The sequence below is a fragment of the Streptomyces lydicus genome (genome assembly GCF_004125265.1).
Taxonomy (GTDB): Bacteria; Actinomycetota; Actinomycetes; order Streptomycetales; family Streptomycetaceae; genus Streptomyces; species Streptomyces lydicus_C.
This window is the reverse complement of sequence record NZ_RDTE01000003.1, coordinates 5,740,406-5,765,319: the sequence shown is the minus strand read 5'-3', so window position 1 is coordinate 5,765,319 and position 24,914 is coordinate 5,740,406. Positions and strand designations below refer to the sequence as shown.

General features: G+C 69.6%; 27 protein-coding genes, 1 tRNA gene, 1 pseudogene and 1 riboswitch. Of the genes and pseudogenes, 9 read left to right on the top strand and 20 right to left on the bottom strand.

Annotation, left to right across the window (positions count from 1 at the left end; all coding sequences use genetic code 11):
- Positions 1-30 precede the first annotated feature (30 nt).
- The 3 genes from D9V36_RS27885 to D9V36_RS27875 form a co-directional block, all read right to left on the bottom strand.
- Positions 31-351: a DMT family transporter gene (locus D9V36_RS27885; RefSeq protein WP_129296164.1), complete on the bottom strand. Its 321-nt coding sequence runs from the start codon at positions 349-351 to the stop codon at positions 31-33.
- Between the two features lie 33 nt (positions 352-384).
- Positions 385-446, bottom strand: a riboswitch (guanidine-III (ykkC-III) riboswitch).
- A gap of 95 nt (positions 447-541) precedes the next feature.
- Positions 542-844: a GroES family chaperonin gene (locus D9V36_RS27880; protein ID WP_048828920.1), complete on the bottom strand. Its 303-nt coding sequence runs from the start codon at positions 842-844 to the stop codon at positions 542-544.
- 111 nt (positions 845-955) lie between these two features.
- Entirely contained in the window at positions 956-1,273 is a 318-nt protein-coding gene (locus D9V36_RS27875) for a DUF3618 domain-containing protein (RefSeq protein ID WP_129296163.1), read from the bottom strand.
- A 260-nt stretch (positions 1,274-1,533) separates the two neighbouring features.
- Between D9V36_RS27875 and bcp the strand changes: the two genes are divergently transcribed.
- Positions 1,534-2,001 (top strand): thioredoxin-dependent thiol peroxidase, encoded by a 468-nt coding sequence (bcp, locus tag D9V36_RS27870; protein WP_129296162.1) that lies wholly within the window; start codon positions 1,534-1,536, stop codon positions 1,999-2,001.
- Positions 2,002-2,023: 22 nt separating this feature from the next.
- Here the strand turns inward: bcp and D9V36_RS27865 are convergent, their stop codons facing one another.
- On the bottom strand, positions 2,024-3,316 hold the full coding sequence (locus D9V36_RS27865; RefSeq protein ID WP_129296161.1) for a sensor histidine kinase: 1,293 nt from the start codon (positions 3,314-3,316) through the stop codon (positions 2,024-2,026).
- Positions 3,316-3,819, bottom strand: a complete 504-nt coding sequence (locus tag D9V36_RS27860; protein ID WP_129296160.1) for a hypothetical protein — start codon at positions 3,817-3,819, stop codon at positions 3,316-3,318. Before D9V36_RS27860 ends, D9V36_RS27865 begins: the two co-directional genes overlap by 1 nt.
- Before the next feature lie 342 nt (positions 3,820-4,161).
- Between D9V36_RS27860 and D9V36_RS27855 the strand changes: the two genes are divergently transcribed.
- The 4 genes and pseudogenes from D9V36_RS27855 (at position 4,162) to D9V36_RS27840 (ending at position 7,309) form a co-directional block, all read left to right on the top strand.
- The gene (locus tag D9V36_RS27855) at positions 4,162-5,700 is read left to right on the top strand and encodes an MFS transporter (RefSeq protein ID WP_129296159.1); all 1,539 of its coding nucleotides are present in this window, start codon (positions 4,162-4,164) and stop codon (positions 5,698-5,700) included.
- Between the two features lie 165 nt (positions 5,701-5,865).
- A pseudogene (locus tag D9V36_RS27850) lies at positions 5,866-6,527 on the top strand (HNH endonuclease signature motif containing protein).
- Positions 6,524-7,183: an HNH endonuclease signature motif containing protein gene (locus D9V36_RS27845; protein WP_129296158.1), complete on the top strand. Its 660-nt coding sequence runs from the start codon at positions 6,524-6,526 to the stop codon at positions 7,181-7,183. The pseudogene D9V36_RS27850 and the gene D9V36_RS27845 overlap by 4 nt, the downstream one beginning before the upstream one ends.
- 42 nt (positions 7,184-7,225) lie before the next feature.
- Positions 7,226-7,309 (top strand) — tRNA-Leu (locus tag D9V36_RS27840).
- Between the two features lie 70 nt (positions 7,310-7,379).
- Here the strand turns inward: D9V36_RS27840 and rdgB are convergent.
- The 5 genes from rdgB to D9V36_RS27815 all read right to left on the bottom strand — a co-directional run bounded on the left by rdgB (position 7,380) and on the right by D9V36_RS27815 (position 10,102).
- Positions 7,380-8,015, bottom strand: a complete 636-nt coding sequence (gene rdgB / locus D9V36_RS27835; RefSeq protein ID WP_129296157.1) for an RdgB/HAM1 family non-canonical purine NTP pyrophosphatase — start codon at positions 8,013-8,015, stop codon at positions 7,380-7,382.
- 9 nt (positions 8,016-8,024) lie between these two features.
- A complete protein-coding gene (locus tag D9V36_RS27830; protein ID WP_129296156.1) occupies positions 8,025-8,432 on the bottom strand; it encodes a hypothetical protein in 408 nt (135 codons plus the stop codon).
- 302 nt (positions 8,433-8,734) lie between these two features.
- The gene (locus tag D9V36_RS27825; RefSeq protein ID WP_129296155.1) at positions 8,735-8,878 is read right to left on the bottom strand and encodes an SCO1431 family membrane protein; all 144 of its coding nucleotides are present in this window, start codon (positions 8,876-8,878) and stop codon (positions 8,735-8,737) included.
- A 152-nt stretch (positions 8,879-9,030) separates the two neighbouring features.
- A complete protein-coding gene (rph, locus tag D9V36_RS27820) occupies positions 9,031-9,762 on the bottom strand; it encodes a ribonuclease PH (protein WP_129296154.1) in 732 nt (243 codons plus the stop codon).
- A 100-nt stretch (positions 9,763-9,862) separates the two neighbouring features.
- On the bottom strand, positions 9,863-10,102 hold the full coding sequence (locus D9V36_RS27815) for a glucose PTS transporter subunit EIIB (protein WP_208683897.1): 240 nt from the start codon (positions 10,100-10,102) through the stop codon (positions 9,863-9,865).
- Between the two features lie 215 nt (positions 10,103-10,317).
- Between D9V36_RS27815 and D9V36_RS27810 the strand changes: the two genes are divergently transcribed.
- Positions 10,318-11,631 carry a PTS transporter subunit EIIC gene (locus tag D9V36_RS27810; RefSeq protein WP_129296153.1) on the top strand — a complete coding sequence of 438 codons (1,314 nt, stop codon included), beginning with the start codon at positions 10,318-10,320 and terminating at the stop codon, positions 11,629-11,631.
- A 237-nt stretch (positions 11,632-11,868) separates the two neighbouring features.
- The gene (locus D9V36_RS27805; protein WP_129296152.1) at positions 11,869-13,140 is read left to right on the top strand and encodes a PTS transporter subunit EIIC; all 1,272 of its coding nucleotides are present in this window, start codon (positions 11,869-11,871) and stop codon (positions 13,138-13,140) included.
- Between the two features lie 105 nt (positions 13,141-13,245).
- Here D9V36_RS27805 and D9V36_RS27800 read toward each other — a convergent pair whose 3' ends face one another.
- From D9V36_RS27800 to clpS, 8 genes are all read right to left on the bottom strand, one after another.
- Positions 13,246-13,998: an MBL fold metallo-hydrolase gene (locus D9V36_RS27800; RefSeq protein WP_129296151.1), complete on the bottom strand. Its 753-nt coding sequence runs from the start codon at positions 13,996-13,998 to the stop codon at positions 13,246-13,248.
- A 519-nt stretch (positions 13,999-14,517) separates the two neighbouring features.
- The gene (locus tag D9V36_RS27790) at positions 14,518-15,468 is read right to left on the bottom strand and encodes a PLP-dependent cysteine synthase family protein (RefSeq protein ID WP_129296150.1); all 951 of its coding nucleotides are present in this window, start codon (positions 15,466-15,468) and stop codon (positions 14,518-14,520) included.
- A gap of 1 nt (position 15,469) precedes the next feature.
- A complete protein-coding gene (locus tag D9V36_RS27785) occupies positions 15,470-15,802 on the bottom strand; it encodes a MoaD/ThiS family protein (protein ID WP_129296149.1) in 333 nt (110 codons plus the stop codon).
- Positions 15,803-15,940: 138 nt separating this feature from the next.
- Positions 15,941-16,114 (bottom strand): putative leader peptide, encoded by a 174-nt coding sequence (locus D9V36_RS27780; protein ID WP_311626986.1) that lies wholly within the window; start codon positions 16,112-16,114, stop codon positions 15,941-15,943.
- An 84-nt stretch (positions 16,115-16,198) separates the two neighbouring features.
- Positions 16,199-16,624 carry a Mov34/MPN/PAD-1 family protein gene (locus tag D9V36_RS27775; RefSeq protein WP_129296148.1) on the bottom strand — a complete coding sequence of 142 codons (426 nt, stop codon included), beginning with the start codon at positions 16,622-16,624 and terminating at the stop codon, positions 16,199-16,201.
- Positions 16,625-16,729: 105 nt separating this feature from the next.
- Positions 16,730-18,205, bottom strand: a complete 1,476-nt coding sequence (locus D9V36_RS27770; protein WP_129296147.1) for an amino acid permease — start codon at positions 18,203-18,205, stop codon at positions 16,730-16,732.
- Between the two features lie 321 nt (positions 18,206-18,526).
- Entirely contained in the window at positions 18,527-19,120 is a 594-nt protein-coding gene (locus D9V36_RS27765) for a DUF2017 domain-containing protein (protein ID WP_129296146.1), read from the bottom strand.
- Positions 19,117-19,470, bottom strand: a complete 354-nt coding sequence (gene clpS / locus D9V36_RS27760; protein ID WP_088797852.1) for an ATP-dependent Clp protease adapter ClpS — start codon at positions 19,468-19,470, stop codon at positions 19,117-19,119. Before clpS ends, D9V36_RS27765 begins: the two co-directional genes overlap by 4 nt.
- A 152-nt stretch (positions 19,471-19,622) precedes the next feature.
- Between clpS and D9V36_RS27755 the strand changes: the two genes are divergently transcribed.
- Positions 19,623-20,951: a nicotinate phosphoribosyltransferase gene (locus D9V36_RS27755; RefSeq protein ID WP_129296145.1), complete on the top strand. Its 1,329-nt coding sequence runs from the start codon at positions 19,623-19,625 to the stop codon at positions 20,949-20,951.
- Positions 20,952-21,082: 131 nt separating this feature from the next.
- Positions 21,083-21,679, top strand: coding sequence for an isochorismatase family protein (locus D9V36_RS27750; RefSeq protein WP_129296144.1), 597 nt, complete (start codon positions 21,083-21,085; stop codon positions 21,677-21,679).
- A gap of 63 nt (positions 21,680-21,742) precedes the next feature.
- On the opposite strand, the gene D9V36_RS27745 is transcribed toward D9V36_RS27750, so the two are convergent.
- Positions 21,743-22,129, bottom strand: a complete 387-nt coding sequence (locus D9V36_RS27745; protein WP_277753602.1) for a hypothetical protein — start codon at positions 22,127-22,129, stop codon at positions 21,743-21,745.
- A gap of 122 nt (positions 22,130-22,251) precedes the next feature.
- Positions 22,252-24,642, bottom strand: coding sequence for an immune inhibitor A domain-containing protein (locus tag D9V36_RS27740; protein WP_129296142.1), 2,391 nt, complete (start codon positions 24,640-24,642; stop codon positions 22,252-22,254).
- Positions 24,643-24,914: the final 272 nt, after the last annotated feature.

Below are 24,914 nucleotides of genomic sequence, written 5' to 3'. Positions count from 1 at the left end.
GCGGCGCCCCGGGCGGAGGCGTACGCCCCGTCAGTGCCCCGAGGTCGCCTTGAGCCCGACCACCGCCACCAGCAGCAGGCAGATGAAGAAGATCCGGGCCGCCGTGACCGGTTCGCCGAGCGTCGTCATGCCGAGCACCGCCGCACCGGCCGCTCCGATGCCGACCCACACGCCGTAGGCGGTACCGATCGGCAGGCTCCGGGCCGCGTACGAGAGCAGGACCATGCTGGCGACGATGCCCGCACCGGTGAACACACTGGGCCACAGCCGGGTGAATCCGTCCGTGAACTTCATCCCGACCGACCAGCCGACCTCCAGCAGTCCGGCGATCACGAGCAGGATCCAGGCCATGACGGGCACCTCCGCGACAAGAGCTTCACCAGGGGTGCGTCGTCTTGTCGTGACCCGGTACGGCGCGTCTCGTCGGGTGTGTCCCGAGGCTAGCAAAGGGCAGCGAAACGGGCGGTGACCCCGGTCACCGCCCGTGGAGTGCGGACAGGGCCACGGCTGCCGACGGAGCTGCGGGCGGCCGCCGGCCGGGCTACAGGTACAGCCCGGTCGCGTCCTCCGCGCCCTCCAGCCGCTCCGCGGCCACCGCATGCAGATCGCGCTCGCGCATCAGCACATACGCCACTCCGCGCACCTCGACCTCGGCCCGGTCCTCCGGGTCGTACAGCACCCGGTCCCCCACCTCGACGGTCCGCACGTTCTGCCCGACCGCGACCACCTCGGCCCAGGCCAGGCGGCGGCCGACCGCCGCGGTCGCGGGAATGACGATGCCCCCGGACGAGCGGCGCTCGCCCTCGGGGATGTCCGTCCGGACCAGCACACGGTCGTGCAGCATCCGGATCGGCAGCTTGTCGTGGGTGTCCTTGGTGTTATTCGGGCTCACGGCATGACCGTACCTGCCCGGCGGCACCCGGCACGCACCGCGGCCGCCCCCGGGGACAAGCCCTCAGCGGCGCCGCCGGGCGCGCAGCGTCAGCAGACCGACCAGGGCTACACCGACCATCGCCACCGGAACGATCCGCTCCAGCCGCGGCACCCCGTCCTCCGACACCAGCTGGGCCCGCACATCCGAGACCGCACGATTGGCGGCCACATACGCCCGCCCCGCCGTACGGTCCACGGCGGCCGCCGCCCTCGCCTTGGCATCGTCCATGATCGTCTTCGGGTGCAGCCGCACACCGATCTCGTCGAGCGTGACGGCGAGCTCCTGCCGCCTGCGGACGATGTCCGCCTCGATCTGCGCCGGGGTCCTGGCTTCCGCCACCGCGCTGCCTCCGTCGTCTCGCGCCGATGCGTACGGGGGCCGGGCACGGGGCCCCGTACGGAACCGGCCACACAACTGACTGCCGATTCGTGATGGACAGTCTGTCAGCTCACGCCCCCCTGCGCCCCACAGCACCCCCGTTTCGCCCCCCTGAGGCGCCCCGGGACGCCCCCGCCACCCCTCCGCGCCCCGGCTGGCTAATGTCGGGGGCGTACGGACCCACGCTTCGGGGCCCCTGCGGACCCCCACCAAGGAGAGTCATGAGCGAGCGACTGCAGCCGGGCGACACCGCCCCCGCCTTCACCCTGCCCGACGCGGACGGCAAGCAGGTCTCGCTCGCCGACCACCGGGGCCGCAAGGTCATCGTCTACTTCTATCCGGCCGCCCTGACCCCCGGCTGCACCAAGCAGGCCTGCGACTTCACCGACAACCTCGACTTCCTCGCCGGCCACGGCTACGACGTCATCGGCATCTCCCCCGACAAGCCCGAGAAGCTGGCCAAGTTCCGCGAGAAGGAAGAGCTCGAGGTCACCCTCCTCGGCGACCCCGGCAAGACGGTCCTGGAGGCCTACGGCGCCTTCGGCGAGAAGAAGCTCTACGGCAAGACCGTCACCGGCGTCATCCGCTCCACCGTCATCCTCGACGAGGAGGGCAAGGTCGAGCGCGCCCTCTACAACGTCAAGGCCACCGGCCATGTCGCCAAGATCATCAAGGACCTGGGGCTGTAGCCGCAGACCCGGACAAGCCGCGTCAGGAACCGTTGCCGGTCTCGGCGAGCGCACCACCGGTTCCCGGCGCCGTGGCCGTAAGGTCCGGCAGTTCCAGTACCGCCTCGGCGCCGCCGTCCGCGGCGGCGCCGAAGTCCAGCCGCGCCCCCAGTACCTGAGCCTGCCCGGCCGCGATCGTCAGCCCCAGACCGTGCCCGGTCCCCCGCTCCGGCGCCGCCGTACGGAACCGCCGCGGCCCCTCCGCGCACAGCTCCGCCGGATAGCCCGGACCGTGATCGCGCACCACGATCCGCGCCCCCGCCACCACCACCTCGATCGGCGGCTTGCCGTGCTTGGCCGCGTTCGCCAGCAGATTCACCAGCACCCGCTCCACCCGGCGCCGGTCCGTCTCCACGATCCACGGCTCGCCCTCCACGGTCACCGACACCTCGTCGACCCCGCGCTGGCGCGCCGCCCGCCGCACGATCCCGCGCACCAGCGACGGCAGCTCACAGGCGTCCAGATCCGCCCGCTCCACCCCCGCGTCCAGCCGCGAGACCTCCAGCAGGTCCTCCACCAGCCGCCGCATCGCCTGCGCCCGGTCCCGCACCAGCTCCACCGCCCGCGGCTGCGGCAGCAACTCCGCCGCAGCCACCAGCCCGGCCACCGGCGTGCGCAGCTCGTGCGCCACATCCGCGGTGAACTCCCGCTCCGCCTGCGCCTGGGCCGCCAGCGACGTCGCCATGTGATGCACGCTCCGGCCCAACTCGGCCACCTCGTCGCGGCCGTTGCTCGCCAGCGCCTCCGCGTCCGGCGCCTCCCCCGCCGCGATCCGCCGCGCCGCCGCCGCGCTCAGCCGCAGCCGCCGCGACAGCCGCTGCGCGACGAACCACGACACCACCGCCATCAGCAGGACCGTGCCGCACCCGGCGATCAGCAGCGCCCGGTCCAGCGCCAGCTGCGACGGATCGTCGTGCGGATAGGCCGCGGACACCGACAGCGTCCGCGTCACAGCGCCCTCGCCGGAGCCCCCGACCCCGGTCGCCGCCCACACCCGGGGGTCCTCACCGCCGCTGATGTACGTCCCCGACCGGTTCTTGAAGACCGCGTCCCGCAACGGCGACGGCAGGGTCTCATCGTCCACCTGCGCCCCCAGCGCCCGCGTGCCGTCCCGCTCGTAGATCTGCAGCGCCGAACTCAGCCGGTCGTCCTGATACGCCCGCGCCGCCCGCTCCCGCTCGGCGTCCGCTATGTGGTGCACCGCGAAACCGAGCACCACCACGGCCAGCGCCGTCATTCCCGAAATGGCCAGGGCGATCCGGCCTCGAATGCCCATCACGCGAGGTTGTACATCTCCGTCGTGTCACCGAGCGGCGTCGAGCCCTCGTACCGCACCTCGAGGCCGGTGAACACCAGCCCCCCGTCGACCGCCTTCGGGGCGAACAGCCGGAAGGTCGCCGGGAAGCCGGAATCCGCACCGCCCCCCGTGGTCTTCTCCACCTGCACCACGCCGGCGCCGAACGCCTCCCGGGCACCGTAGTACTTCCACGTGATCCCGGTCGCCACCGTCCCCGCGTCCCGGCAGGCCAGCGTGATGACATGCGGTTTGGACACCGGCGTGCCGAAGCCGCAGTCCCGCACGCCCGGCAGGCCGGAGCGCGGCTTGGCGTCCTCCTTCACGTCCTGCACCGCCGCCGTCTTCGGCGCGGCGTCCACCGCCGACGCACGGTCCGACGCCTGGCCGAACCACACCCCGCCGGCCGCCAGCACCGTCACCGCGGCGAACGCCGCCAGCGCGGTACGCACCCGGAACCGGCGAGACCTCTCGCGGTCGGTCATCACGTTCTCCTCCCGGGGACCACACCCCGTACCCCCGCCCGGCACACAAGAATGCCGCACCCGGCGGTCCACTCTGCCGCCTCCCGGACACAGGGTGATTGCCCGGACGCTGCGGTGACCACTCGGCTGTGTACCAGTCCTGTAACAAGCCGTGTCGCACCCCTGGCGCGGCCCCCGCCCCGCCCCCGCCGGAAGCCGCCCCCGCGCACCGGACGGACCGGCCACGCGTGACGAATCTCGATTCGTCCCTCCGGAGTGGTTTGGAGAGGCGCTCCGCTGCGCAGGCGCACCTGTCGTATCCCCACCGCGCACCCCGCGCTGTCAGACCGAGAGGACCGCCTCGTGCCGACCGGCAGCACCGAAGCCGACCACGCGCCCGACCAGGACCGGGACGCGCGCAGACGCCACCGGGTGCTCTTCCGTGCCGTCGCCCGGCGCAAGAACCCCAGACTGCGGCGCACCGACATCACCGTCACCGACGAGCGGGTGGTCAAGCGTGCCGTGAAGGCCGCCGCGCTCGGCAACGCCATGGAATGGTTCGACTTCGGGATCTACAGCTACCTCGCGGTCATCATCGGCAACGTCTTCTTCCCCGGCGGCAGCGACACCACCAAGCTGCTGTCGTCGTTCGCAACCTTCGCGGTGGCATTCCTCGTACGCCCCCTGGGCGGCGCCTACTTCGGTCCGCTCGGCGACCGCGTCGGCCGCAAGAAGGTCCTCGCCCTCACCATGATCATGATGGCGCTGGGCACCTTCTGCATCGGCCTGATCCCGTCCTACGCCACCATCGGCTTCTGGTCCCCGGTCCTGCTCATCCTCTTCCGCCTGGTCCAGGGCTTCTCCACCGGCGGTGAGTACGGCGGCGCCTCCACCTTCATCGCCGAGTACGCCCCCGACAAGAAGCGCGGTTTCTACGGCAGCTTCCTGGAGATGGGCACCCTGATCGGGTACACCGGCGCGGCCGGCATCGTGCTGCTGCTCAACACCACGGTGGGCGACGACGCCATGAACAGCTGGGGCTGGCGCCTGCCGTTCCTGATCGCCGGTCCCCTCGGCCTGGTGGGTCTCTACCTCCGGGTCAAGCTCGACGAGACCCCCGCCTTCCAGAAGTTCGAGGCCGCCCACACCCACAGCGCCACCGGCTCCGCGGTCGAGGCCGAGGCCGAGTTCTCGCACCTGTCCGAGAACGCCCCCAAGAAGAAGATCGGCGAGATCTTCGCCCAGCAGTGGCCCACCCTCATCCTGTGCATCGCCCTGGTCGGCGCGTACAACATCACCGACTACATGCTGCTGTCGTACATGCCGACCTACCTGACCGACACCCTCCACTACGAGGAGTCGCACGGCCTGCTGATCCTTCTCGGCACCATGGTCGCCCTGATGTGCGTCATCAGCAGCGTCGGCAAGCTGAACGACCGCTACGGCCGCAAGCCCCTCCTGATGACCGGCATGCTCGGCTTCTTCCTCACCGCCATCCCCGCCTTCCTCCTGGTCAACCAGGGCAGCCTCGGCGCGGTCATCGGCGGCATGGCCCTCCTCGGCCTCTGTCTGGTCTGCCTGCTGGGCACCATGTCCGCCGCCCTCCCCGCCCTCTTCCCCACCAACGTCCGCTACGGCTCCCTCTCCATCGGCTACAACCTGGCCGTCTCCCTCTTCGGCGGTACCACCCCCCTGGTGATCACCGCCCTGATGGGCGCCTTCCACGGCAACGTGATGGTGCCCGCCTACTACACGATGGGCGCCGCCCTCGTCGGCGTCATCGCCGTGGCCTGCATGAAGGAGACCGCCCAGCAGCCCCTCGACGGCTCCCCGCCCTCCGTCGCCACCAAGAAGGAAGCCGTCGAACTCATCGAGGCCCAGACCCCGGAACCCCGCTTCTGACCCCACGCCACACCCCCTCCGCGGGCCTCGGGACCCCCTCCCCGAGGCCCGCAGCTTTTCCCCGCCCCGCTCGTCACCACGGCCGTAACCGGCTCTGCGTTCGATCGTTGATGTGTTCGAGGGGGTGCGCGGGGTGGGCCCGGCGCACGGGACGGAGGGGGAATCATGCCGGTCAGTCCGTACACCCGGGAGCGGCTGGAGGAAGCGGCCGCCTCATCGCAGACACTGTCGGAGGCATTACGCAAACTCGGGGTGGATCCGAAGGGGGCGTCACGGCGGTACCTCCATGACCGGATGAGGTCCATGGGCGTGGACACCTCGCACTTCGAGCGCGAAGGGACGCGCTGGAGCAAGGAGCTCCTAGAGGATGCGGTGGCACTGTCGACGAACATGTGTGAGGTCTTACGGCGACTCGGTCTCGCCCCGGTAGGCGGCCAGCACACCCACATCAGCCGACGCATCCAGAATCTGGGAATCGACACTTCGCACTTTTCTCCGGTCGGCCGGAGGAAAGCAACGCCCGTCGGCGGTGCAGCCCCGAGGAAGTGCTCGTGCACGCAGAAAACCCCGGTCGACGTATGCCGAGCAACCGGCTCAAAGCTGCCCTGCTCGCGCTCGGAGCGGACGAGCGTTGCGCCCTCTGCCGTACCGGGCCCGTCTGGCGCAATCGCCCGCTGCCGCTCGAGGTCGATCACATCGACGGAAACTGGCGTAACAACGGCCGGGAGAATCTGCGGTTTCTGTGCCCCAATTGCCACTCGGCCACGGATACCTACCGGGGGCGCAACAAGGGAATCCGCACCCGGGACACCGGAGCGTCGCAATGAGCGACAGCATCCGCTATACCCGGGAGCTGTTGACCGAAGCCGCAAGGCGTTGCACGAACATTGACGAAGTCATCGCGTTCTGCGGCAGCCGCTCCTACCACCAGCTGCGGCGGCATCTGTTCAGGCGTTTCGAGCACTTCGGAATCGATGTATCGCACTTCCAGCCCGTCGCACGGCGCGCCACTCATCTCTCCCCCGGCAGGGACGACCTCCAGGAAGCCGTCAGCGCCTCTTCTTCCATCGCCGCTGCCCTGCGGTTTCTGGAAAAGCCCGACAACTCTCGCGGCCGCGCACTGTTCCGTCAGTGGGTATCCGACCACGGCATCGACACGAGTCACTTCCTGGGACAGGCACATATGCGCGGGAAGCCGGGGACCACGCCGGTCAAGGGTCCTGAGCAGATACTCGTCAAGCATGTTGGCAAGCGTCGGACAAGAAGCGTGATGCTGAGACGGGCCCTGCGGCAGGCCGGCGTACCCGAGCGTTGCACCGAATGCGGTACGGGCTCCGTTTGGCGTGGAAACCCCATGACTCTGGAGATCGACCACATCAACGGCGACTGGCGGGACGACCGTCAGGAGAATCTGCGGTTTCTCTGCCCCAACTGCCATGCCGTCACCGACACTTGGTGCCGGGGCGGCCGACACCGGCGGTAGACCCCCCGCTGCGTCGGCCAACCAGTACTATGGCCGTGGCAAGCGGCCGTGATGGAATTGGCAGTCATGCTGGCTTTAGGTGCCAGTGGGGTAACACCCGTGAGGGTTCGAATCCCTCCGGCCGCACACCTTGGATTCGAAGGCCCGGCCCCGCCGAAGCGCGGGCCGGGCCTTCGCCATTCCTGTACGGGTCGCCTCAGCCCAACAACTCCCGCACCACCGGTGCCAGCGCCCGGAAGGCGTGGCCGCGGTGGCTGATCGCGTTCTTTTCTGCGGGGGGCAGTTCGGCGCAGGTACGGGTGTGGCCGAGGGGCTGGAGGATGGGGTCGTAGCCGAAGCCGCCGGTGCCGGAAGGGGTGTGGCGGAGGGTGCCTTCGAGCTTGCCCTCGACGACGCGCTCGGTGCCGTCGGGGAGGGCGAGGGCCGCGGCGCAGAAGAAGTGGGCGGCGCGGTGTTCGTCGGCGATGTCGGACAGTTGGGCGAGGAGCAGGGTGAGGTTGGCCTGATCGTCGCCGTGGGTGCCCGACCAGCGCGCCGAGAAGATGCCGGGGGCACCGCCGAGGACGTCCACACACAGGCCGGAGTCGTCGGCGACGGCGGGGTGGCCGGTGGCCCGGGCAAGGGCATGGGCCTTGAGGAGGGCGTTCTCGGCGAAGGTGACGCCGGTCTCCTTGACGTCGGGGATCTCGGGATAGGCGTCGGCGCCGACCAGGTCCACATCGAGGTCGGCGCTCTCCAGGATGGCCCGGAGTTCGGTGACCTTGCCGGCGTTGCGGGTGGCGAGGATGAGGCGACGGGGGGCTGCGGAGTGTCCACCGGTGTGAGGCTGCATGGGCAGTGATTATCCCGGTGTGCAGATGCTCGTCATGTCATGGGCCCCGTCGACGATCGGCTGTATGTCGGGGGCCTTGTTGTTGTCGAGGTCCTTGCGGGCGGCCTTGATCCCGTTGTTCGTCTTGTCGACGGCCTTGGACAGCTCGGGGTCGTTCGCTTCCCTGCTCAGCTTCTTCAGGTTGGCATCGATGTTGTCGAGGGCCTGCTCGGCCTTCTGCGGGTCGGTGAGGGAGTTGTCCGCGGCCTGCTGGAGCTTGTCGACGGCATTGACGACGGAGGTGGCGGTCTTGGCGCAGTCCATGGCCTTCTGGACCGCCCCGCAGGCGGAGAGCAGCGGTATCGCCAGGCTCGCGGCGATTAACGCGGCGCATGCGGTGGCGGCGGGGCGACGGTGCCGGCGGGTGCGCGGGGCCATGGTGCGGTTCCTTCCCTAGGGTCATGCTCGGGCAAAGGAAGAAACGCGGGGTGGGTCCGTTTGGTTGCCCGCACACCGGCGCCGGGGGCCAGGATCGGACACCGGGACGGGGAGCGGGACGGCAGGCGAGGCGGGACGCGGGCCGGGATGCGGGGCCGGAAACGGCACGGGAAGCGCGGCCGGACGCGGGCCGGTCAGGGCGCCGGACGAGGGAGCCGTGTCCCGGGTGCCGGACGCAGGAGCCGTCCGGTGCCGGACACGGGAGCCGTCCCCGCCGTCAGACGCAGGAGCCGTTCCGGCCGTCAGACGAGGCCGGTCTGGGTGAGCAGCATGGCGAGGACGACGACGAGGGTCCAGCCGAGGATGTGCTCCAGGAGCCGGGAGTCGTCCTGGGGCCCGCCGGTGCGGGCGCGGACGCGGGGCGCGGTCGCGGCAGTTGTGGGCATGGCTCCACCATGCGACGGCCGCGGGGGCTTTTTCCAGAGCGGGACGTCCCATGAGAAAAGCCTCACAGGGGCGCACAGGGGGAGGGCGCGGCGCCTCCCCCTGTGGCGCGGTGGTTCACACGGCGGGTTTGCTCACGCGGCGGGCCGCCCCCTCAGAGCGTGCGGGCCAGCGCCGCCCGCTGGGCCTCGTCGAGTTCGGCGCAGCCGGCGACGGCGAGGTCGAGGAGGGAGTTGAGTTCCTCGCGGGCGAAGGGCTCGGCTTCGGCGGTGCCCTGGACCTCGACGAAGCGGCCGTCGCCGGTGCAGACGACGTTCATGTCGGTGTCGGCGCGGACGTCCTCCTCGTAGCAGAGGTCGAGGAGGGGCGTGCCGCCGACAATGCCGACGCTGACGGCGGAGACGGTGCCGGTGAGCGGCTTGCGGCCGTGCTTGATGAGCTTCTTGCCCTGGGCCCAGCTGACGGCGTCGGCGAGGGCGACGTAGGCGCCGGTGATGGCGGCGGTGCGGGTGCCGCCGTCGGCCTGCAGGACGTCGCAGTCCAGGACGATGGTGTTCTCGCCGAGAGCCTTGTAGTCGATGACGGCGCGCAGCGAGCGGCCGATGAGGCGGCTGATCTCGTGGGTGCGGCCGCCGATCTTGCCGCGGACGGATTCGCGGTCGCCGCGGGTGTTGGTGGAGCGGGGCAGCATCGAGTACTCGGCGGTGACCCAGCCCTCGCCGGTGCCCTTGCGCCAGCGCGGGACGCCTTCGGTGACGGATGCGGTGCAGAAGACTTTGGTGTCGCCGAAGGAGATGAGGACGGAGCCTTCGGCGTGCTTGCTCCAGCCGCGTTCGATGGTGACCGGGCGGAGTTGTTCGGCGGTGCGGCCGTCGATGCGAGACATGGCGTAGACCCTATCGGGAATGGCGAGGGCCCCACTCCGGGGCGGTGGACGTCCGGGGCGGGGCCTTCGGGAGCGACGGCCTGGCGGCCGGCTCGTCAGCTCACATCATGTCTTCGATCTCGGCGGCGATGGGGTCGGCGTCGGTGCCGATGACGACCTGGATCGCGGTGCCCATCTTGACGACGCCGTGGGCGCCGGCGGCCTTGAGGGCGGCCTCGTCGACGAGGGAGGAGTCGACGACCTCGGTGCGGAGGCGGGTGATGCAGCCCTCGACCTCTTCGATGTTGTCGAGTCCGCCGAGCCCGGCGACGATCTTCTCAGCCTTGCTGGCCATGTCCACTCCTGCTTGTCTCGGCCGCCGGCGGTTCCGCCGTGCGGTTTTCACACCGTAACGCACGTTCAGCCCAACAATATGGGCGTTTGTCCGCGGTCTCGCGAAGGATGGCGATCACCGGAGTGCGCACCGGAACGGTCCGCACCACAAGTGGTCTACACCACCAGTATGCGGCAAGCACGAGGCCGGTTGCCGACCGGCCGACTGCCGGGAGGACACGGATGAGTTCGGACGCAGCGGCGGCGGCACCGGGGAAGAACTGGGCACAGAATCTCTTCCAGGGTCTGCAGAAGATGGGGCGCAGTCTGCAGCTGCCGATTGCCGTCCTGCCCGCTGCGGGAATTCTCAACCGTCTCGGCCAGCCGGATGTGTTCGGCGCGGACGGGCTGGGCTGGGACGCCGTCGGCAAGGTGTTCGCGGCCGCGGGCGGTGCGCTGCTGGATTCGGGGCTCGGGCTGCCGCTGCTGTTCTGCATCGGTGTGGCGATCGGCATGGCCAAGAAGGCGGACGGCTCGACGGCGCTGGCCGCGGTGACCGGATTCCTCGTCTACTTCTCGGTCATGCACGCGTTCCCTGCGGGCTGCGCCGCGGGCCAGACGTATACCCAGGCGGGCCTGTGGAGCGGGGTGTGCGTGGACCGGAAGCTGACGGTGACGCAGGCGTCCTTCCAGAATCCGGGGGTGTTCGGCGGCATCGTCATGGGGTTTCTGTCCGCCTGGCTGTGGCAGCGCTTTCACCGGGTCAAGCTGGTGGACTGGCTGGGGTTCTTCAACGGCCGCCGGCTGGTCCCGATCATCATGGCCTTCGTGGGCCTGGTGTTCGCGGTGCTGTGCCTGTTCGTCTGGCAGCCGATCGGTGATGCGCTGACGAGCTTCAGCCAATGGCTGACGGGGCTGGGGGCGTGGGGTGCGGGGATCTTCGGTGTCGCCAACCGCGCGCTGCTGGTGATCGGCCTGCACCAGTTCCTGAACACCTTCGCCTGGTTCCAGTTCGGCAGTTTCACCAAGCCGGACGGCACGGTCGTCCACGGTGACATCAACCGGTTCCTGGCGGGCGACCCGACGGCGGGGCAGTTCACCACCGGGTTCTTCCCGATCATGATGTTCGCGCTGCCGGCCGCGGCGCTGGCGATCGCGCACTGCGCCAAGCCGCACCGCCGCAAGGAGATCGCGGGCATGATGCTGTCGGTCGGCCTGACGTCGTTCGTCACCGGCGTGACCGAGCCGATCGAGTACTCCTTCCTCTTCGTGGCGCCGGTGCTGTACGCGATCCATGCCGTGCTGACGGGTGTGTCGATGGCGGTGAGCTGGGCGCTGGGGGTGCACGACAGCTTCAGCTTCTCGGCGGGCCTGATCGACTACGTCATCAACTGGGGGCTGGCGACCAAGCCCTGGCTGATCATTCCCATCGGGCTGTGCTTCGCGGTGGTCTACTACGCCCTCTTCCGTTTCGTGATCACGAAGTTCCGTCTGACGACGCCCGGCCGGGAGCCGGACGAGGTGGGGGACGCGATGGAGCGGGAGAACGTGAAGTAGCGGGAGAACGTGAAGTAGGGGGACAGCCGGGGGGCCGGGGCAGGCGCGGAAAGCGCCTGCCTTTTCCGTTGTCCGGGGGCCGGTGATCATGTGGTCCACACCACTTGGAAGAATGGATTCCTTTGTGTCAGGTCTACGTGCTAAGAATGGTCTAAACCACTAGTGGTGTAGACCAAGGTGTAGACCAAACGCGGGCCGTCCCCCCTTTGGAGTGCCCGCCTCACCAGGAGGAATCCGATGAGTTCGGCCACCGCCACGGCGGCCCCCGAGAAGAAGGGCCGCGGCTCCGGCGCCATGGCCGTGGCCCAGCGCATCGGCCGCAGTCTCATGCTGCCGATCGCCACGCTGCCCGCCGCCGCGCTGATGCAGCGGCTCGGCCAGTCGGACATGCTCGGCCGGGATTCGCTGCCCGCCTTCCTCAACAAGATCGCCGAGTTCATGGAGGCCGGCGGCAGCGCGCTGTTCGACAACCTGCCGCTGCTCTTCGCGGTGGGCATCGCGATCGGTTTCGCCAAGAAGTCCGACGGCTCCACCGCTCTGGCCGCGGTCGTCGGCTACCTGGTGTTCAAGGAGGTGCTGGGCACCTTCAAGGACACCAACCTGCCCAAGATCCAGGCCGTCGTCGACGGCAAGGTGGCCGACGTCGCCCCGCCGGTGGACGCGGGCGTGCTGGGCGGCGTCGTGATGGGCATCGTGGTCGCACTGCTCTACCAGCGCTACAGCCGCAAGAAGCTGCCCGACTGGCTCGGCTTCTTCGGCGGGCGCCGTCTGGTGCCGATCCTCTCCGCCCTCGCCGGCCTCGTCATCGGCATCGCCTTCGGCTACATCTGGCCCGTTCTCGGGAGCGGGCTGCACAGCTTCGGCGCCTGGCTCGTCGGCTCGGGCGCGGTGGGCGCCGGAATATTCGGTGTCGCCAACCGTGCGCTGATCCCGGTCGGCATGCACCACCTGCTGAACTCCTTCCCCTGGTTCCAGGCCGGTGACTACCAGGGCAAGCACGGCGACATCGCCCGCTTCCTGGCCCACGACCCCTCGGCCGGCCAGTTCATGACCGGTTTCTTCCCGATCATGATGTTCGCCCTCCCGGCCGCGTGCCTGGCGATGGTGCACTGTGCACGGCCCGAGCGCCGCAAGGTCGTCGGCGGCATGATGTTCTCCATCGCGCTGACCGCCTTCGTCACCGGCGTGACCGAGCCGATCGAGTTCACCTTCATGTTCATCGCCCCGGTGCTGTACGCCATCCACGCGGTGCTGACCGGTGTCTCGATGGCGCTGACCTGGGCGCTGGGAATGAAGGACGGCTTCGGCTTCTCGGCCGGCGCGATCGACTTCGGACTGAACCTCGGCATCGCGACCAAGCCGTGGCTGCTGCTCCTCACGGGGCTGGTCTTCGCCGCGCTCTACTACACCGTGTTCCGGTTCGCGATCGTCAAGTTCAACCTCCCGACCCCGGGGCGCGAGCCCGAAGAGGAGATCGCCGCGGAGGACAAGGCCCAGTACAAGGGCTGATCCGCCGCCGCCCGACGGCGGTCGAGCACACGGCGAGGGCCCCCGGAATCCCAGGCGGATTCCGGGGGCCCTCGCCGTGGCCGCGGGACGCATCCCGCCGGAGGCTCAGATCTCGTGGACCGCGCCCGCCTTGGCGACCTCGACCGGGCCGTCATAGGCCTTCTGGGCGTCGCGGATGCTGAGGGCCGGGTCGGTCCACGGCGGGATGTGGGTCAGCACCAGCCGGCCCGCGCCGGCCCGCTGGGCGATCTCGCCGGCTTCCCGGCCGTTGAGGTGCAGATCCGGGATGTCTTCCTTGCCGTAGGTGAAGGACGCCTCGCACAGGAAGAAGTCGGCGCCCTCGGCAAGGCGCTCCAGCGCGTCGCAGGGGCCGGTGTCCCCGGAGTACGTCAGGGACCGGCCGCCGTGCTCGATACGGAAGGCGAAGGACTCCACCGGGTGGCTGACCCGCTCCGTGCGGATCGTGAACGGCCCGATGGTGAAGGTGCCCGGCGTCAGGGTGCGGAAGTCGAAGACCTCGCTCATGGCGCCGTCGTACGGCAGATCGGCGTGCGCGGCGGTCAGCCGGCGCTCGGTGCCGGCCGGCCCGTAGACCGGCATCGGCGCGCAACGCCCGCCGTCCGGGCGGTAGTAGCGCACCACGAAGTAGCCGCACAGGTCGATGCAGTGATCGGCATGCAGATGCGACAGGAGTACGGCATCCAGGTCATAGAGGCCGATGTGGCGCTGCAGCTCGCCCAGGGCGCCGTTGCCCATGTCGAGGAGCAGCCTGAAGCCGTCGGCCTCCAGGAGGTAGCTCGAACAGGCCGATTCCACGGAAGGGAACGACCCCGAGCATCCGACGACGGTGAGCTTCATAGCGGGCGTGAACCTCCGTGGGCGGGGGCGGCGGTTTAGCGGTCTTCCCTGCTCGAACGCCCAAGGGCTCGGGGAAGGTCCATGCCGGGATTCCCGGCGGGTCCTTGCCGGGTGATGCCGGGTCCTCGGCGGTCGGTGCGGTGCCCCCGAGCGTAAGGCGCAAAGGGGCCTGTAGCTCCTCCGGCGGGGCGAGCTGTGGGCGGAATCACCAGTCTGGGCTGTCGCCCCGTACGCCCGTACGCCCCTGCGCCCGCCTACGCGCCCCCGGGAGGTTGTGCGACGCGCCCCCGAAAGGTCATGCCGCCGCCCCCGGGAAAACCCTGCCGCCGCGCCCCGGGAGAGAGCCCCGCCGCCGCGGCAGGAAACCACGACGGCGGATACGTACCGACCCCGCGCTCATGGCACGCACGGCCCGCTCGCCCGGCTCCTCCGGACGATCCGGCTCCTCCGGCCGGTCCCGCCGACCCGCCGACCCGCCGACCCGCCGACCCGCCGACCCGCCGACCCGCCGGCAGGCGACTACGCCCAGAGCTGGCCGTGCAGCGTTTCGATCGCCGCTTCCGTGGACTCGGCGGTGTAGACGCCGGTGGAGAGGTACTTCCAGCCGCCGTCGGCGACGACGAAGACGATGTCGGCGCTCTCCCCCGCCTTGACGGCCTTCGTGCCGACGCCGATCGCCGCGTGCAGCGCCGCGCCGGTGGAGATGCCCGCGAAGATGCCCTCCTCGGCGAGGAGTTCACGGGTGCGGCGGACCGCGTCGTGGGAGCCCACCGAGAAGCGGGTGGTGAGCACGGACTCGTCGTAGAGCTCCGGGATGAAGCCCTCGTCGAGGTTGCGCAGACCGTAGACCACATCGTCGTAGCGCGGCTCGGCGGCGACGATCCGGACGCCGGGAACGTGCTCGCGCAGATAGCGGCCGACGCCCATGAGCGTGCCGGTGGTGCCCAGACCGGCCACGAAATGGGTCACGGAGGGGAGGTCGGCGAGGATCTCGGGGCCGGTGGTGGCGTAGTGCGCACCGGCGTTGTCGGGGTTCCCGTACTGGTAGAGCATCACCCAGTCGGGGTGCTCGGCGGACAGCTCCTTGGCCACCCGGACGGCCGTGTTGGAGCCGCCCGCCGCGGGTGAGGAGATGATCTCGGCGCCCCACATGGCCAGCAGCTCGCGCCGCTCGGAGGAGGTGTTCTCCGGCATCACGCACACGATGCGGTAGCCCTTGAGCTTGGCCGCCATGGCGAGCGAGATGCCGGTGTTGCCGCTGGTGGGCTCCAGGATGGTGCAGCCGGGGGTGAGCCGGCCGTCCTTCTCGGCCTGCTCGATCATGTGCAGGGCGGGCCGGTCCTTGACCGAGCCCGTGGGGTTGCGGTCCTCCAGCTTCGCCCAGATACGGACGTCCTCGGAGGGGGACAGGCGCGGGAGGCGGACGAGAGGGGTGTTCCCGACCGCCGCCAGCGGGGAGTCGTACCGCACGTCAGACCAGCCCGGCCCGTCGCCCGACCGCCACCCCGGCCGGACGCGGCTTCGCCGCGGCAGATCCGCCCGCCACCGCCGGGAGGATCGTCACGCTGTCGCCGTCGGCGAGCTTGGTGGAGATGCCTTCCAGGAAGCGGACGTCCTCGTCGTTGAGGTAGACGTTCACGAAGCGGCGCAGCTGCTCGCCGTCGACCAGGCGCTCGCGGATGCCGGTGTGCCGGCTCTCCAGGTCGGTGAAGAGGTCGGCAAGGGTCTCTCCGCTGCCCTCGACGGCCTTCTCGCCGTCGGTGTAGGTGCGCAGGATGGTGGGGATTCGGACCTCGATGGCCATGGGAGTGCTCCTGTCCAGATGCGGTGGCGGGGCGGTGCGTCCCGGGCGCACGGCCATGCGGCGTGCCGGGAGGGCGTCGGGTGACGCCGGGAGTGCGGGGCTGTGGGCGGCGCGCGCCGCGCGCCCTGACGGGCCGGCTCAGGCGGCGGCGCAGCGCGGACAGATGGCGCTGGAAAGGCGGCACAGATCGACGTGCAGCCGTGCGGCTCCGCAGCCGAACGCGCCCAGCAGTGCGGATGCGGAGCGACGTATGGCGAGCGGAGCGAGCAGCAGCATGCCCGGCCTCTTCTCGCTCACGTCGTGGTCAACCATGCGGTCATCGTATCGATTCCCGGTCCGGGTATTGGAACCTCGTCCCATCATGCGGACGATTGGCGTACACCAGGTGGGACGGCCTCAGGAGTAGGCCGCCACGACCTCGACTTCTTCCTCGGTGACCTCGCCGTCCACGATCCGGTACGAGCGGAACTGGAAGGGCCCGGCGTCGTCGGTGTCGGCGGTGGAGACCAGGACATAGTGGGCGCCGGGCTCGTTCGCGTAGGAGATGTCGGTGCGCGAGGGGTAGGCCTCGGTGGCGGTGTGCGAGTGGTAGATGACCACCGGCTCCTCGTCCCGGTCGTCCATCTCGCGGTAGAGCTTGAGCAGGTCGGCCGAGTCGAATTCGTAGAACGTGGGCGACCGGGCGGCGTTCAGCATCGGGATGAACCGCTCGGGGCGGCCGCTGCCCGCCGGGCCGGCGATCACGCCGCAGGCCTCGTCGGGGTGGTCCTGGCGGGAGTGCTCGACGATCTGGTCGAAGAGCGCCTTGGTGAGGGTCAGCATGGCGCCAAGAATAAACAGCGGGCCCGCTCGTACCGAAGAGTGGTACGAGCGGGCCCGCATGCTGGACGCCGAGGGGGTGCGCCCCCGTTCCGGCCGGGTGGCGCCTCAGCCGTTGGCGTTCTTGGTGTCCTTGACGGAGGCGTCCTGCGGCGCCGCGCCGGCCGTCAGGCCGTTCGCCGCGTCCCGCCGCTTGATGCAGAGGTAGCCCACGCCCAGGATGAGCGCCCACACGGGAGCCGCGTAGAGCGAGATCCGGGCGTCCTTGTCGACGCCCATCATCACGATCACCATGGCGATGAAGGCCAGCGCGAAGATCGAGGTGTAGGGGCTGCCGGGAGCCTTGAACTCGGACTGCGGCAGCTCGCCGCGGTTCGCCTTGGCGCGGTAGCGCAGCTGCGAGCCCAGGATGACGATCCACGCCCACATACCGGAGATGGTGGCGAAGGAGACGACGTAGTTGAACGCCTCGCCGGGCCACTGGTAGTTGATGTAGACGCCGAAGAGCATCATCGCGACCGAGACGCCGGTGCCCCAGGTGGGCAGGCCGTTCTTGCTGAGCTTGGTGAAGAACTTCGGGCCCTGGCCGTTGAGCGCGAGGTCGCGCAGCATCCGGCCGGTGGAGTACATACCGGAGTTGGCCGAGGAGAGGGCGGCGGTCAGCACGACGAAGTTGACGATGCCCGCGCCGGCCGGCAGGCCGATCTGCTGGAAGGCGGCGACGAAGGGGCTGACGCCCGGCTTGAAGGCCGTCCAGCTGACGACGGACAGGATGATGATCAGCGCACCGATGTAGAAGAGGCCGATCCGCCACGGCACGGTGTTGATCGCCTTGGGCAGGACCTTCTTCGGGTTGGTCGCCTCGCCCGCGGTCACACCGACGAGCTCGACGGCGAGGAAGGCGAACATCACGATCTGCAGCGTCATCAGCGTGCCGCCGATGCCCTTGGGGAAGAAGCCGCCGTGGGACCACAGGTTGGCGAAGGAGGCGGTGTCACCGGCGTCGGAGAAGCCGAGGGTGATCACGCCGAGGCCGATCAGGATCATGCCGATGATCGCGGTGACCTTGACCATCGAGAACCAGAATTCCAGCTCACCGAAGATCTTCACGGAGATCAGGTTGATGCCGAAGAGCGCACAGGTGAAGACGAGGGCCGCGGCCCACTGCGGTATGCCCTTGTTCCAGTACTGCACATACGTGGCCGCGGCGGTCACTTCGGTGATACCGGTGACGACCCAGAACAGCCAGTACGTCCAGCCGGTCACGAAGCCGATGAACGGGCCGAGGAATTCCCGTCCGTACTCCGAGAACGAACCGGAGACGGGGCGGTACATGAGCAGCTCGCCCAGGGCCCGCATGATGAAGAAGATGACCAGACCGACGATGGCGTAGGCGAGGATGATGCTCGGCCCGGCCATCGAGATTGCTTTGCCGGCCCCGAGGAAGAGTCCGGTACCGATGGCGCCGCCAATGGCGATCATCTGGATCTGACGGTTTCCCAGACCCCGCTGATACCCCTCTTCGGGGGCCGTCCCAGCTGCCTCATCGCCGTCGTGCTGCTTGTCGACCTGCACAGAGGTCATGTGTGGTGCGCCTTTCTCCATACCGACCCGGTCTGTCCGGATCGGATCCCGATCCCCCGGATGGAGTTCCTGCACGCCGACGGTCGGCCGGCAGTAGCGCTCCCGCGGCGACAGGGGTGGCGTCGCTCACGGCAGGTCGTGAACATTTATCACGGCGTCTCTCAGGCCGCCTAGGGATGGCGTGAATCAAACCACGAGAGAAAGCGGACAAGAACCATGAAGTGCCGCAATTCACATGGCCGAGGTGATGCGATCGTTATCCGGATTTGAGCATCCGCTGAGCGAACACAGCGGTAACAACAGGGGTGGAACGCCCTGTTTTCAGCCCATCAGGGAGTCGACAAGAGTCTCCTGGAGCCCGCCGAGCCAGAGGTAGGCCATCACCATCGGCTTGCGCGGATCGCTGTCCGGGAGCCGCAGCAGTTCTCCGCCATCTTCTTCATCGGTCACTTCAAGCCGGGTTCCGATGGCCAGCCTGAGGTCGTTGAGGGCACCCAGCCACTGCCGGCACTCACCGGCGTCAAGACGGAGCAGCGCACTGTCACCGGCGGGCGCCAGACCGTCCAGCGCACGGATCAGCGCCAGGGCGTCCCCGCGCTTGCGCGCACGCAAATCGTTCTCGGTGTAGCGGCGGAATTCGGCGGAGGCGGCGCGCACATCGTCGTCGGGGACGAGGTCGGGTCCGCCGTAGGCGTCGGGGAAGAAGCGGGCCAGCACCGGGTCGGCGGGCGGCTCGCTGGGGCCGTCGTTGAAGATCGACGCCAGCAGGTCGTCGCTCTCGCTCCCCCCGCTCTCCTCGCCCGGGCCGATCAGCTCCATCAGCTGGACGGCGAGGCTGCGCAGGATGGAGATCTCGACCTCGTCGAGGGGGACGGCGGCGCCGCCCCCGGGCTGCGGCTCGAAGTGCCCGGTCATCGGCGGTCCTGCTGAAGGGTCGCCCACAGGCCGTAGCCGTGCATGGCCTGCACGTCGCGTTCCATTTCCTCGCGGCTGCCGCTGGAGACCACCGCGCGTCCCTTGTGATGGACGTCGAGCATCAACTGGTGCGCCTTGTCCTTGGAGTAGCCGAAGTACGACTGGAACACGTACGAGACGTAGCTCATGAGGTTGACCGGGTCGTTGTGGACGATCGTGACCCACGGGACGTCGGGTTCGGGGACCTCGAAGGGGGCCTCGCTCGACTGGGGGCGCTCGGTCTCGACCGGGACACTGAGGGTGCAGCGATGCGGCCGGAGCGTGATCGTGGGTGACGGGTGGGCGCTCACAGGCCCCATGCTGCCACCCGGGGGCGGGCGACGCACAAATGCCCCTCGCGCGGGCCGCGTCGGCGGGCCGCACCCGGCGTCCGCGGGCGGCCTTTTGTCGCCCCCGGAGCACTATCGTCAAAGTGACGAGTATTGGGGGTAGCATCGTCCCCATGAACACAGCAGACCTGGGGCTGCCGGTGGCCGTGCCGTCGACTGCGCTCTTCACCGACCAGTACGAACTCACCATGTTGCAGGCCGCGTTGCGGTCCGGTACCGCGGGCCGGCGGTCGGTCTTCGAGGTCTTCACCCGCCGGCTCCCCGAGGGTCGCCGCTACGGCGTGGTGGGCGGCACCGGCCGGGTGCTGGACGCGGTGGAGAACTTCCGCTTCGACGAGACGATCCTCGGCTTCCTGCGCGAGCGCGGCATTCTCGACGAGCCGACGCTCGCCTGGCTGGCCGGCTTCCGCTTCCGCGGCGACATCTGGGGCTACCCGGAGGGCGAGGTCTACTTCCCCGGCTCCCCCATCATGCGGGTCGAGGGCACCTTCGCCGAGGCGGTCCTCCTGGAGACGGTGATCCTCTCGATCCTCAACCACGACTCCGCGGTGGCCGCGGCCGCCTCCCGGATGTCGGTGGCGGCAGGCGCCCGCCCGCTGATGGAGATGGGCGCCCGGCGCACCCATGAGCTCGGCGCGGTGGCCGCGTCCCGTGCCGCCTACCTCGGCGGCTTCCACACCACCTCCGACCTGGCGGCCGGCTTCCGCTACGGCATCCCCACCGTGGGCACCAGCGCGCACGCCTTCACCCTGCTGCACGACACCGAGCGGGACGCCTTCACCGCGCAGGTCGACAGCCTGGGCAGCGGGACGACCCTGCTCGTGGACACCTTCGACGTCGCCGAGGCGGTGCGCACCGCGGTGGAGGTGGCAGGCCCCGGTCTCGGCGCCGTCCGGATCGACTCCGGCGATCTGCTGCTGATCGCCCACCGGGTGCGCCAGCAGCTCGACGAGCTGGGCGCCACCAAGACCAAGATCGTGGTCACCAGCGACCTGGACGAGTACGCCATCGCCTCGCTGGCCGCCGCACCGGTGGACGCGTACGGCGTCGGCACCCAGCTGGTGACCGGCAGCGGGCACCCGACCTGCGCGATGGTCTACAAGCTGGTCGCCCGCGCCGACAGCGAGGAGCCGGGCGCCCCGCTGCGGCCGGTGGCGAAGAAGTCGATGGGCGCCAAGAGTTCGCTCGGCGGCCGCAAATGGGCCGCGCGCCGGCTCGACGAGGACGGTGTGGCCACCGCCGAGGTCATCGGCACCGGCGCCGTCCCGGCGGAGCTGGCCGACCGGCAGCTGCTGGTGCCACTGGTCAGCGCCGGCACGGTGGTGGCCCGCGAGCCGCTGGACGCCGCCCGCGACCGGCATATCGCCGCCCGCGACCGGCTGCCGCTGTCGGCGACCCAGCTCTCCCGCGGCGAGCCCGTACTGGCGACCGAGTACGTCTGACGCGTGCGGTGCGCCCGGCATCCGCCGCACTGCCGGGCTCCGCACCACTCCCGCAATCCCCCTCCAGTGGCTACCCTCGGTCACGCCACCGCTCCCCGTCCCTCCCCCATTCCAGCCGGAAGGCACGCACCATGCACCGGGCATTGATCGTCGTTGATGTGCAGAACGACTTCTGCGAAGGCGGCAGCCTCGCGGTGGCGGGAGGTGCGGATGTGGCCGCGGCGATCACCGATCTGATCGGCCAGACGGCCGGCGGCTGCTACCGCCATGTCGTGGCCAGCCGGGACCACCACATCGATCCCGGCGACCACTTCTCCGCCACCCCCGACTACGAGACCTCCTGGCCGGTGCACTGCGTGGCCGGCACCGAAGGCAGCGGCTTCCACCCCAACTTCGCCCCGGCGCTCGCCTCCGGCGCCATCGACGCGGTCTTCGACAAGGGCGCTTACACCGGCGCCTACAGCGGTTTCGAGGGCTCGGACGAGAACGGCACCTCGCTCGCGGACTGGCTGCGCGCGCACCACGTCAGCGAGGTCGACGTGGTCGGCATCGCGACCGATCACTGCGTACGCCTCACCGCCCTGGACGCGCTCCGCGCCGGGCTGCGCACCCATGTCCTGCTGGATCTGACCGCCGGGGTGGCCGCGCACACCACCGAGCGGGCGCTCGGGGAGCTGCGGGCGGCCGGCGCCGAGCTGACCGGCAAGCCGGTCGGCCTCGGCGGCTGAAGGGCGTGTCCCGGATCGGTCCGGCTGATCCAGGACACGCCCTTCGGCCGCCCGCGGGGCCCGTCAGGCGGCCGAGGCCGGGCGCTCGTCGTCGTCCGGTCCCTCCTCCCTCAGCGGGCGGGCCGGATTCCGCAGCAGCGCCCGTATGGGGTGCCACGACTCCGTGTCGTCCTCCGGGGCCTCGCGCCAGACCAGGCCGTCCGGATGGTGCAGGACGGCCGTGACCTCGTCGGGTGTGGGCGGCTTGGTGTTGCCGCGCAGGTAGACGGCCCGCAGGCCGAGGTTGCGCAGCCTGGTCAGGGCGCGCTGGCGGTTCACGGCGTGGACCAGGACCCGCACCCGGCAACCGCAGTCGTAGAGGCCGCCCCGGGCGCCGTGCGGCGGCCTGGGCAGCGACAGGGCGACCACCACGCTTCCGCCGGGAAGCCTGGTGTAACCGCCACCGGACATCGTCATATCTCCCCCCGTGAGACTTCGCGTCAACAAGGACTGTAGAACGCATCTAAACGCGAATCGGCCGCCGCCCGCTAGGGGGCGGCGGCCGCATAGCTTTTGACCTGCGGTTTTACCTTTTACTTACCGGCGGGGCCGACCTGAAGCGTCACCGAGGAGCCGTCCCGGGCCTCCTTGGCGATCTTGATCCGGGTGTTGGTGTCAGGGACGATCACACCACCGGTCGGGTTCGCCTTGTCGTAGTAGACGCCGTGCCGGTCGTCGAAGAGCGTGATGCCCGGCTTGGACGCGATCGTGACCTGCTTGCCGTCCTTGTGGAGGGTCAGGGCGTCGGTCCGGTAGCGCGTGAAGGTCGAGTCGTAGGACTGGAAGCGGTTGCGCATCAGCTTGCCGTCGGCCCAGCGCTCGGCCTTGGGGTGCGCGTCGACCGGCAGGATCTGCCCGGAGCCGGGGTGCTGGCCGACGTTGTTGTCCGGCTGCGAGGTGTCCCACAGCCAGATCAGCACGCCGTTCTGGTACGGGAAGTGCTCCACCCAGCTCGGCTTGGCGGTGGTCCAGCCGAAGTTGTACGGGCCGACCTTGAGGGTCTTGTCGTACGACACGTACTGGCGGTTCTCGGCGAGGTAGTACTGCGGGTAGTCCTTGGTGAAGGACGCACCGATGCGCGAGAAGCCCTTGCTGGTCCAGCCGTTGTCGCCGCTCTCGGCGTTGTCGCTGAAGAGCGCCTTGCCGTCGGCGGTGACGCCGATGCTGTCGGCCGCGAAGCCCTTCTGTGCCGCGCCGCCGTCGGTCTGGTAGCGGAAGCGCAGGTCGATCTTCTTGCCCGCGTAGGCGTCCAGCGGGTAGGCGAGGTCCTGGTAGGCGGCGACGGTGCCGGTCAGGGCGGGCTTGTCGCTGCCGTCGCGCGGGATGGCCTTGCCGTTCGCGGTGCCGTCCAGCGCCGTCCAGTTGTTGCCGCCGTCGGTGGAGACCTCGGCGTAGAGGTAGTCGTAGTCCTTCTCGATGTCCCACCAGCCCTTGAGGCCCAGGGACGCCTTGGACTTGCCGGTGAGGTCCACCTGCCGGGTCAGGGTGTTCTTGAGGTCGTTGCCCATGTCGCTCCACCACTGGTGGGAGCCCTCCGCGGGCGCGACGATATCGGTCTTGACCTTCTTGGCGGGCAGTTCGACGACCACCGCCTGCTTGTTCTTGGTGTTGTACTCGGCGACGCCCAGCTTGTGGGTGGACTTCGTGGCGGCCTTCGCCTTGCCGTAGTTGAGCCAGCCCAGCTGCAGCTTGTCCCAGGCGCTCATGTCGCCGGGCAGGTTGCCGATGTTGTCCTTGCCGGTGCCGAGCCAGGAGCCGCCCGACATCAACGACCAGAAGTCCACCGAGGATTCGCCGGTGCCGGTGGTGTCGTACTCGTCCGGCAGGCCCAGGTCGTGGCCGTACTCGTGGGCGAAGACGCCGAGTCCGCCGTTCTCCGGCTGCATGGTGTAGTCGCCGACCCAGATGCCGGTGTCACCGATCTGGGTGCCGCCCGCCTTGTTGGCGGTGGGGCCGGTCTTGCCGGCGTCGGTGCCGTACGCGTACCAGCGGTGCGCCCAGATGGCGTTGGTCTTCTGGACGCCGCCGCCCGCGGACTCGTCCTCGCCGGCGTGCACGATCTGGAAGTGGTCGATGTACCCGTCGGGCTCGTTGAAGTTGCCGTCGCCGTCGTGGTCGTAGCGGTCCCACTGGTCGTACTTGGACAGGTCGGCCTTGATCTGGGCGTCGGTGCGGCCCTTGGCCTTCTGGTCCTTGGCCCACTGGTTGACGCCGTCGCGGATCAGGTCCCAGGCGCTGGCGCAGTTGGTCTGGCCGCAGTAGTTGGAGCCGTAGCGGGCCTCGTTCGAGTCGACCTTGACCCAGTCGGAGACCTCGCCGTTGACCGAGTAGCGGCCCGAGGACTGCTTCTCGTAGTACTTGGCCAGCGACTGCTTCTTCTTGTCGTGCGAGAAGTAGAGGTCCTGGAAGTGCTTCTGGTTGAAGTCCTTCTGCCAGGCCGTGCTGTTGTCCTCGGCACGGTCCGGCTGGGCTATCTGGTTGTGCGCCGGGCCGGGGTCGCCGCCGTACTTCTTCACCGGCGGCTTGGGGCCGTCGCCGTCCGGGTCGTACATCGTGGTGTTGTCGACCTTGTCGCCGAAGTCCACCAGGATGGTGAAGATCTTGTCGGTCTTCTGCCGGGCGAGCTCGACGTACTTGCTCTTGCCGAGCTTGACGACCTTGGAACCGCCCCGCACGGTCGCCTTGGCGTCACCGGAGATCACCTGCTGGAGGGCTTCCTTGCGCTCGGCGGCCTGACGGTCGCTGAACGGGCCCTTGAGGTCGTGGTCCACGGTCCGCTCGGGGGCCGGGTCATGGCGCCTGGCCACGGGCGAGGGTCCCTGCGCGTCGGCCGCGGCCACCCCCGAAGACAAAGCGGCCGCCCCGATCGCGGCGATTGCCGTGGCCAGGGCGGCCGATCTGAACACCGTTCTGTTGTCTCTCACTTGGCGCTGTCCTCCCCTTCGAACCGGTCACTGTTCGACGGCATTCGACCGGAAGTACGGGGAAAAAGACAGATCTTGACTTGGGCACGTCAGCGAAGTACGTTACTCGGCTCGCGAGTTGCGGCTATCGGACACCGTGCGACGGCGTCGCCTCGACGGCCCCCTCGCCGGGCAGAGACCCGGTGTATATGCCCGTCGGGCATGCGCCCCCGTCCCCAACAGCCATGACGGCACGGGGTGTTCGCGCGGGCGCCGGCGTTGTGCGCCCCCTG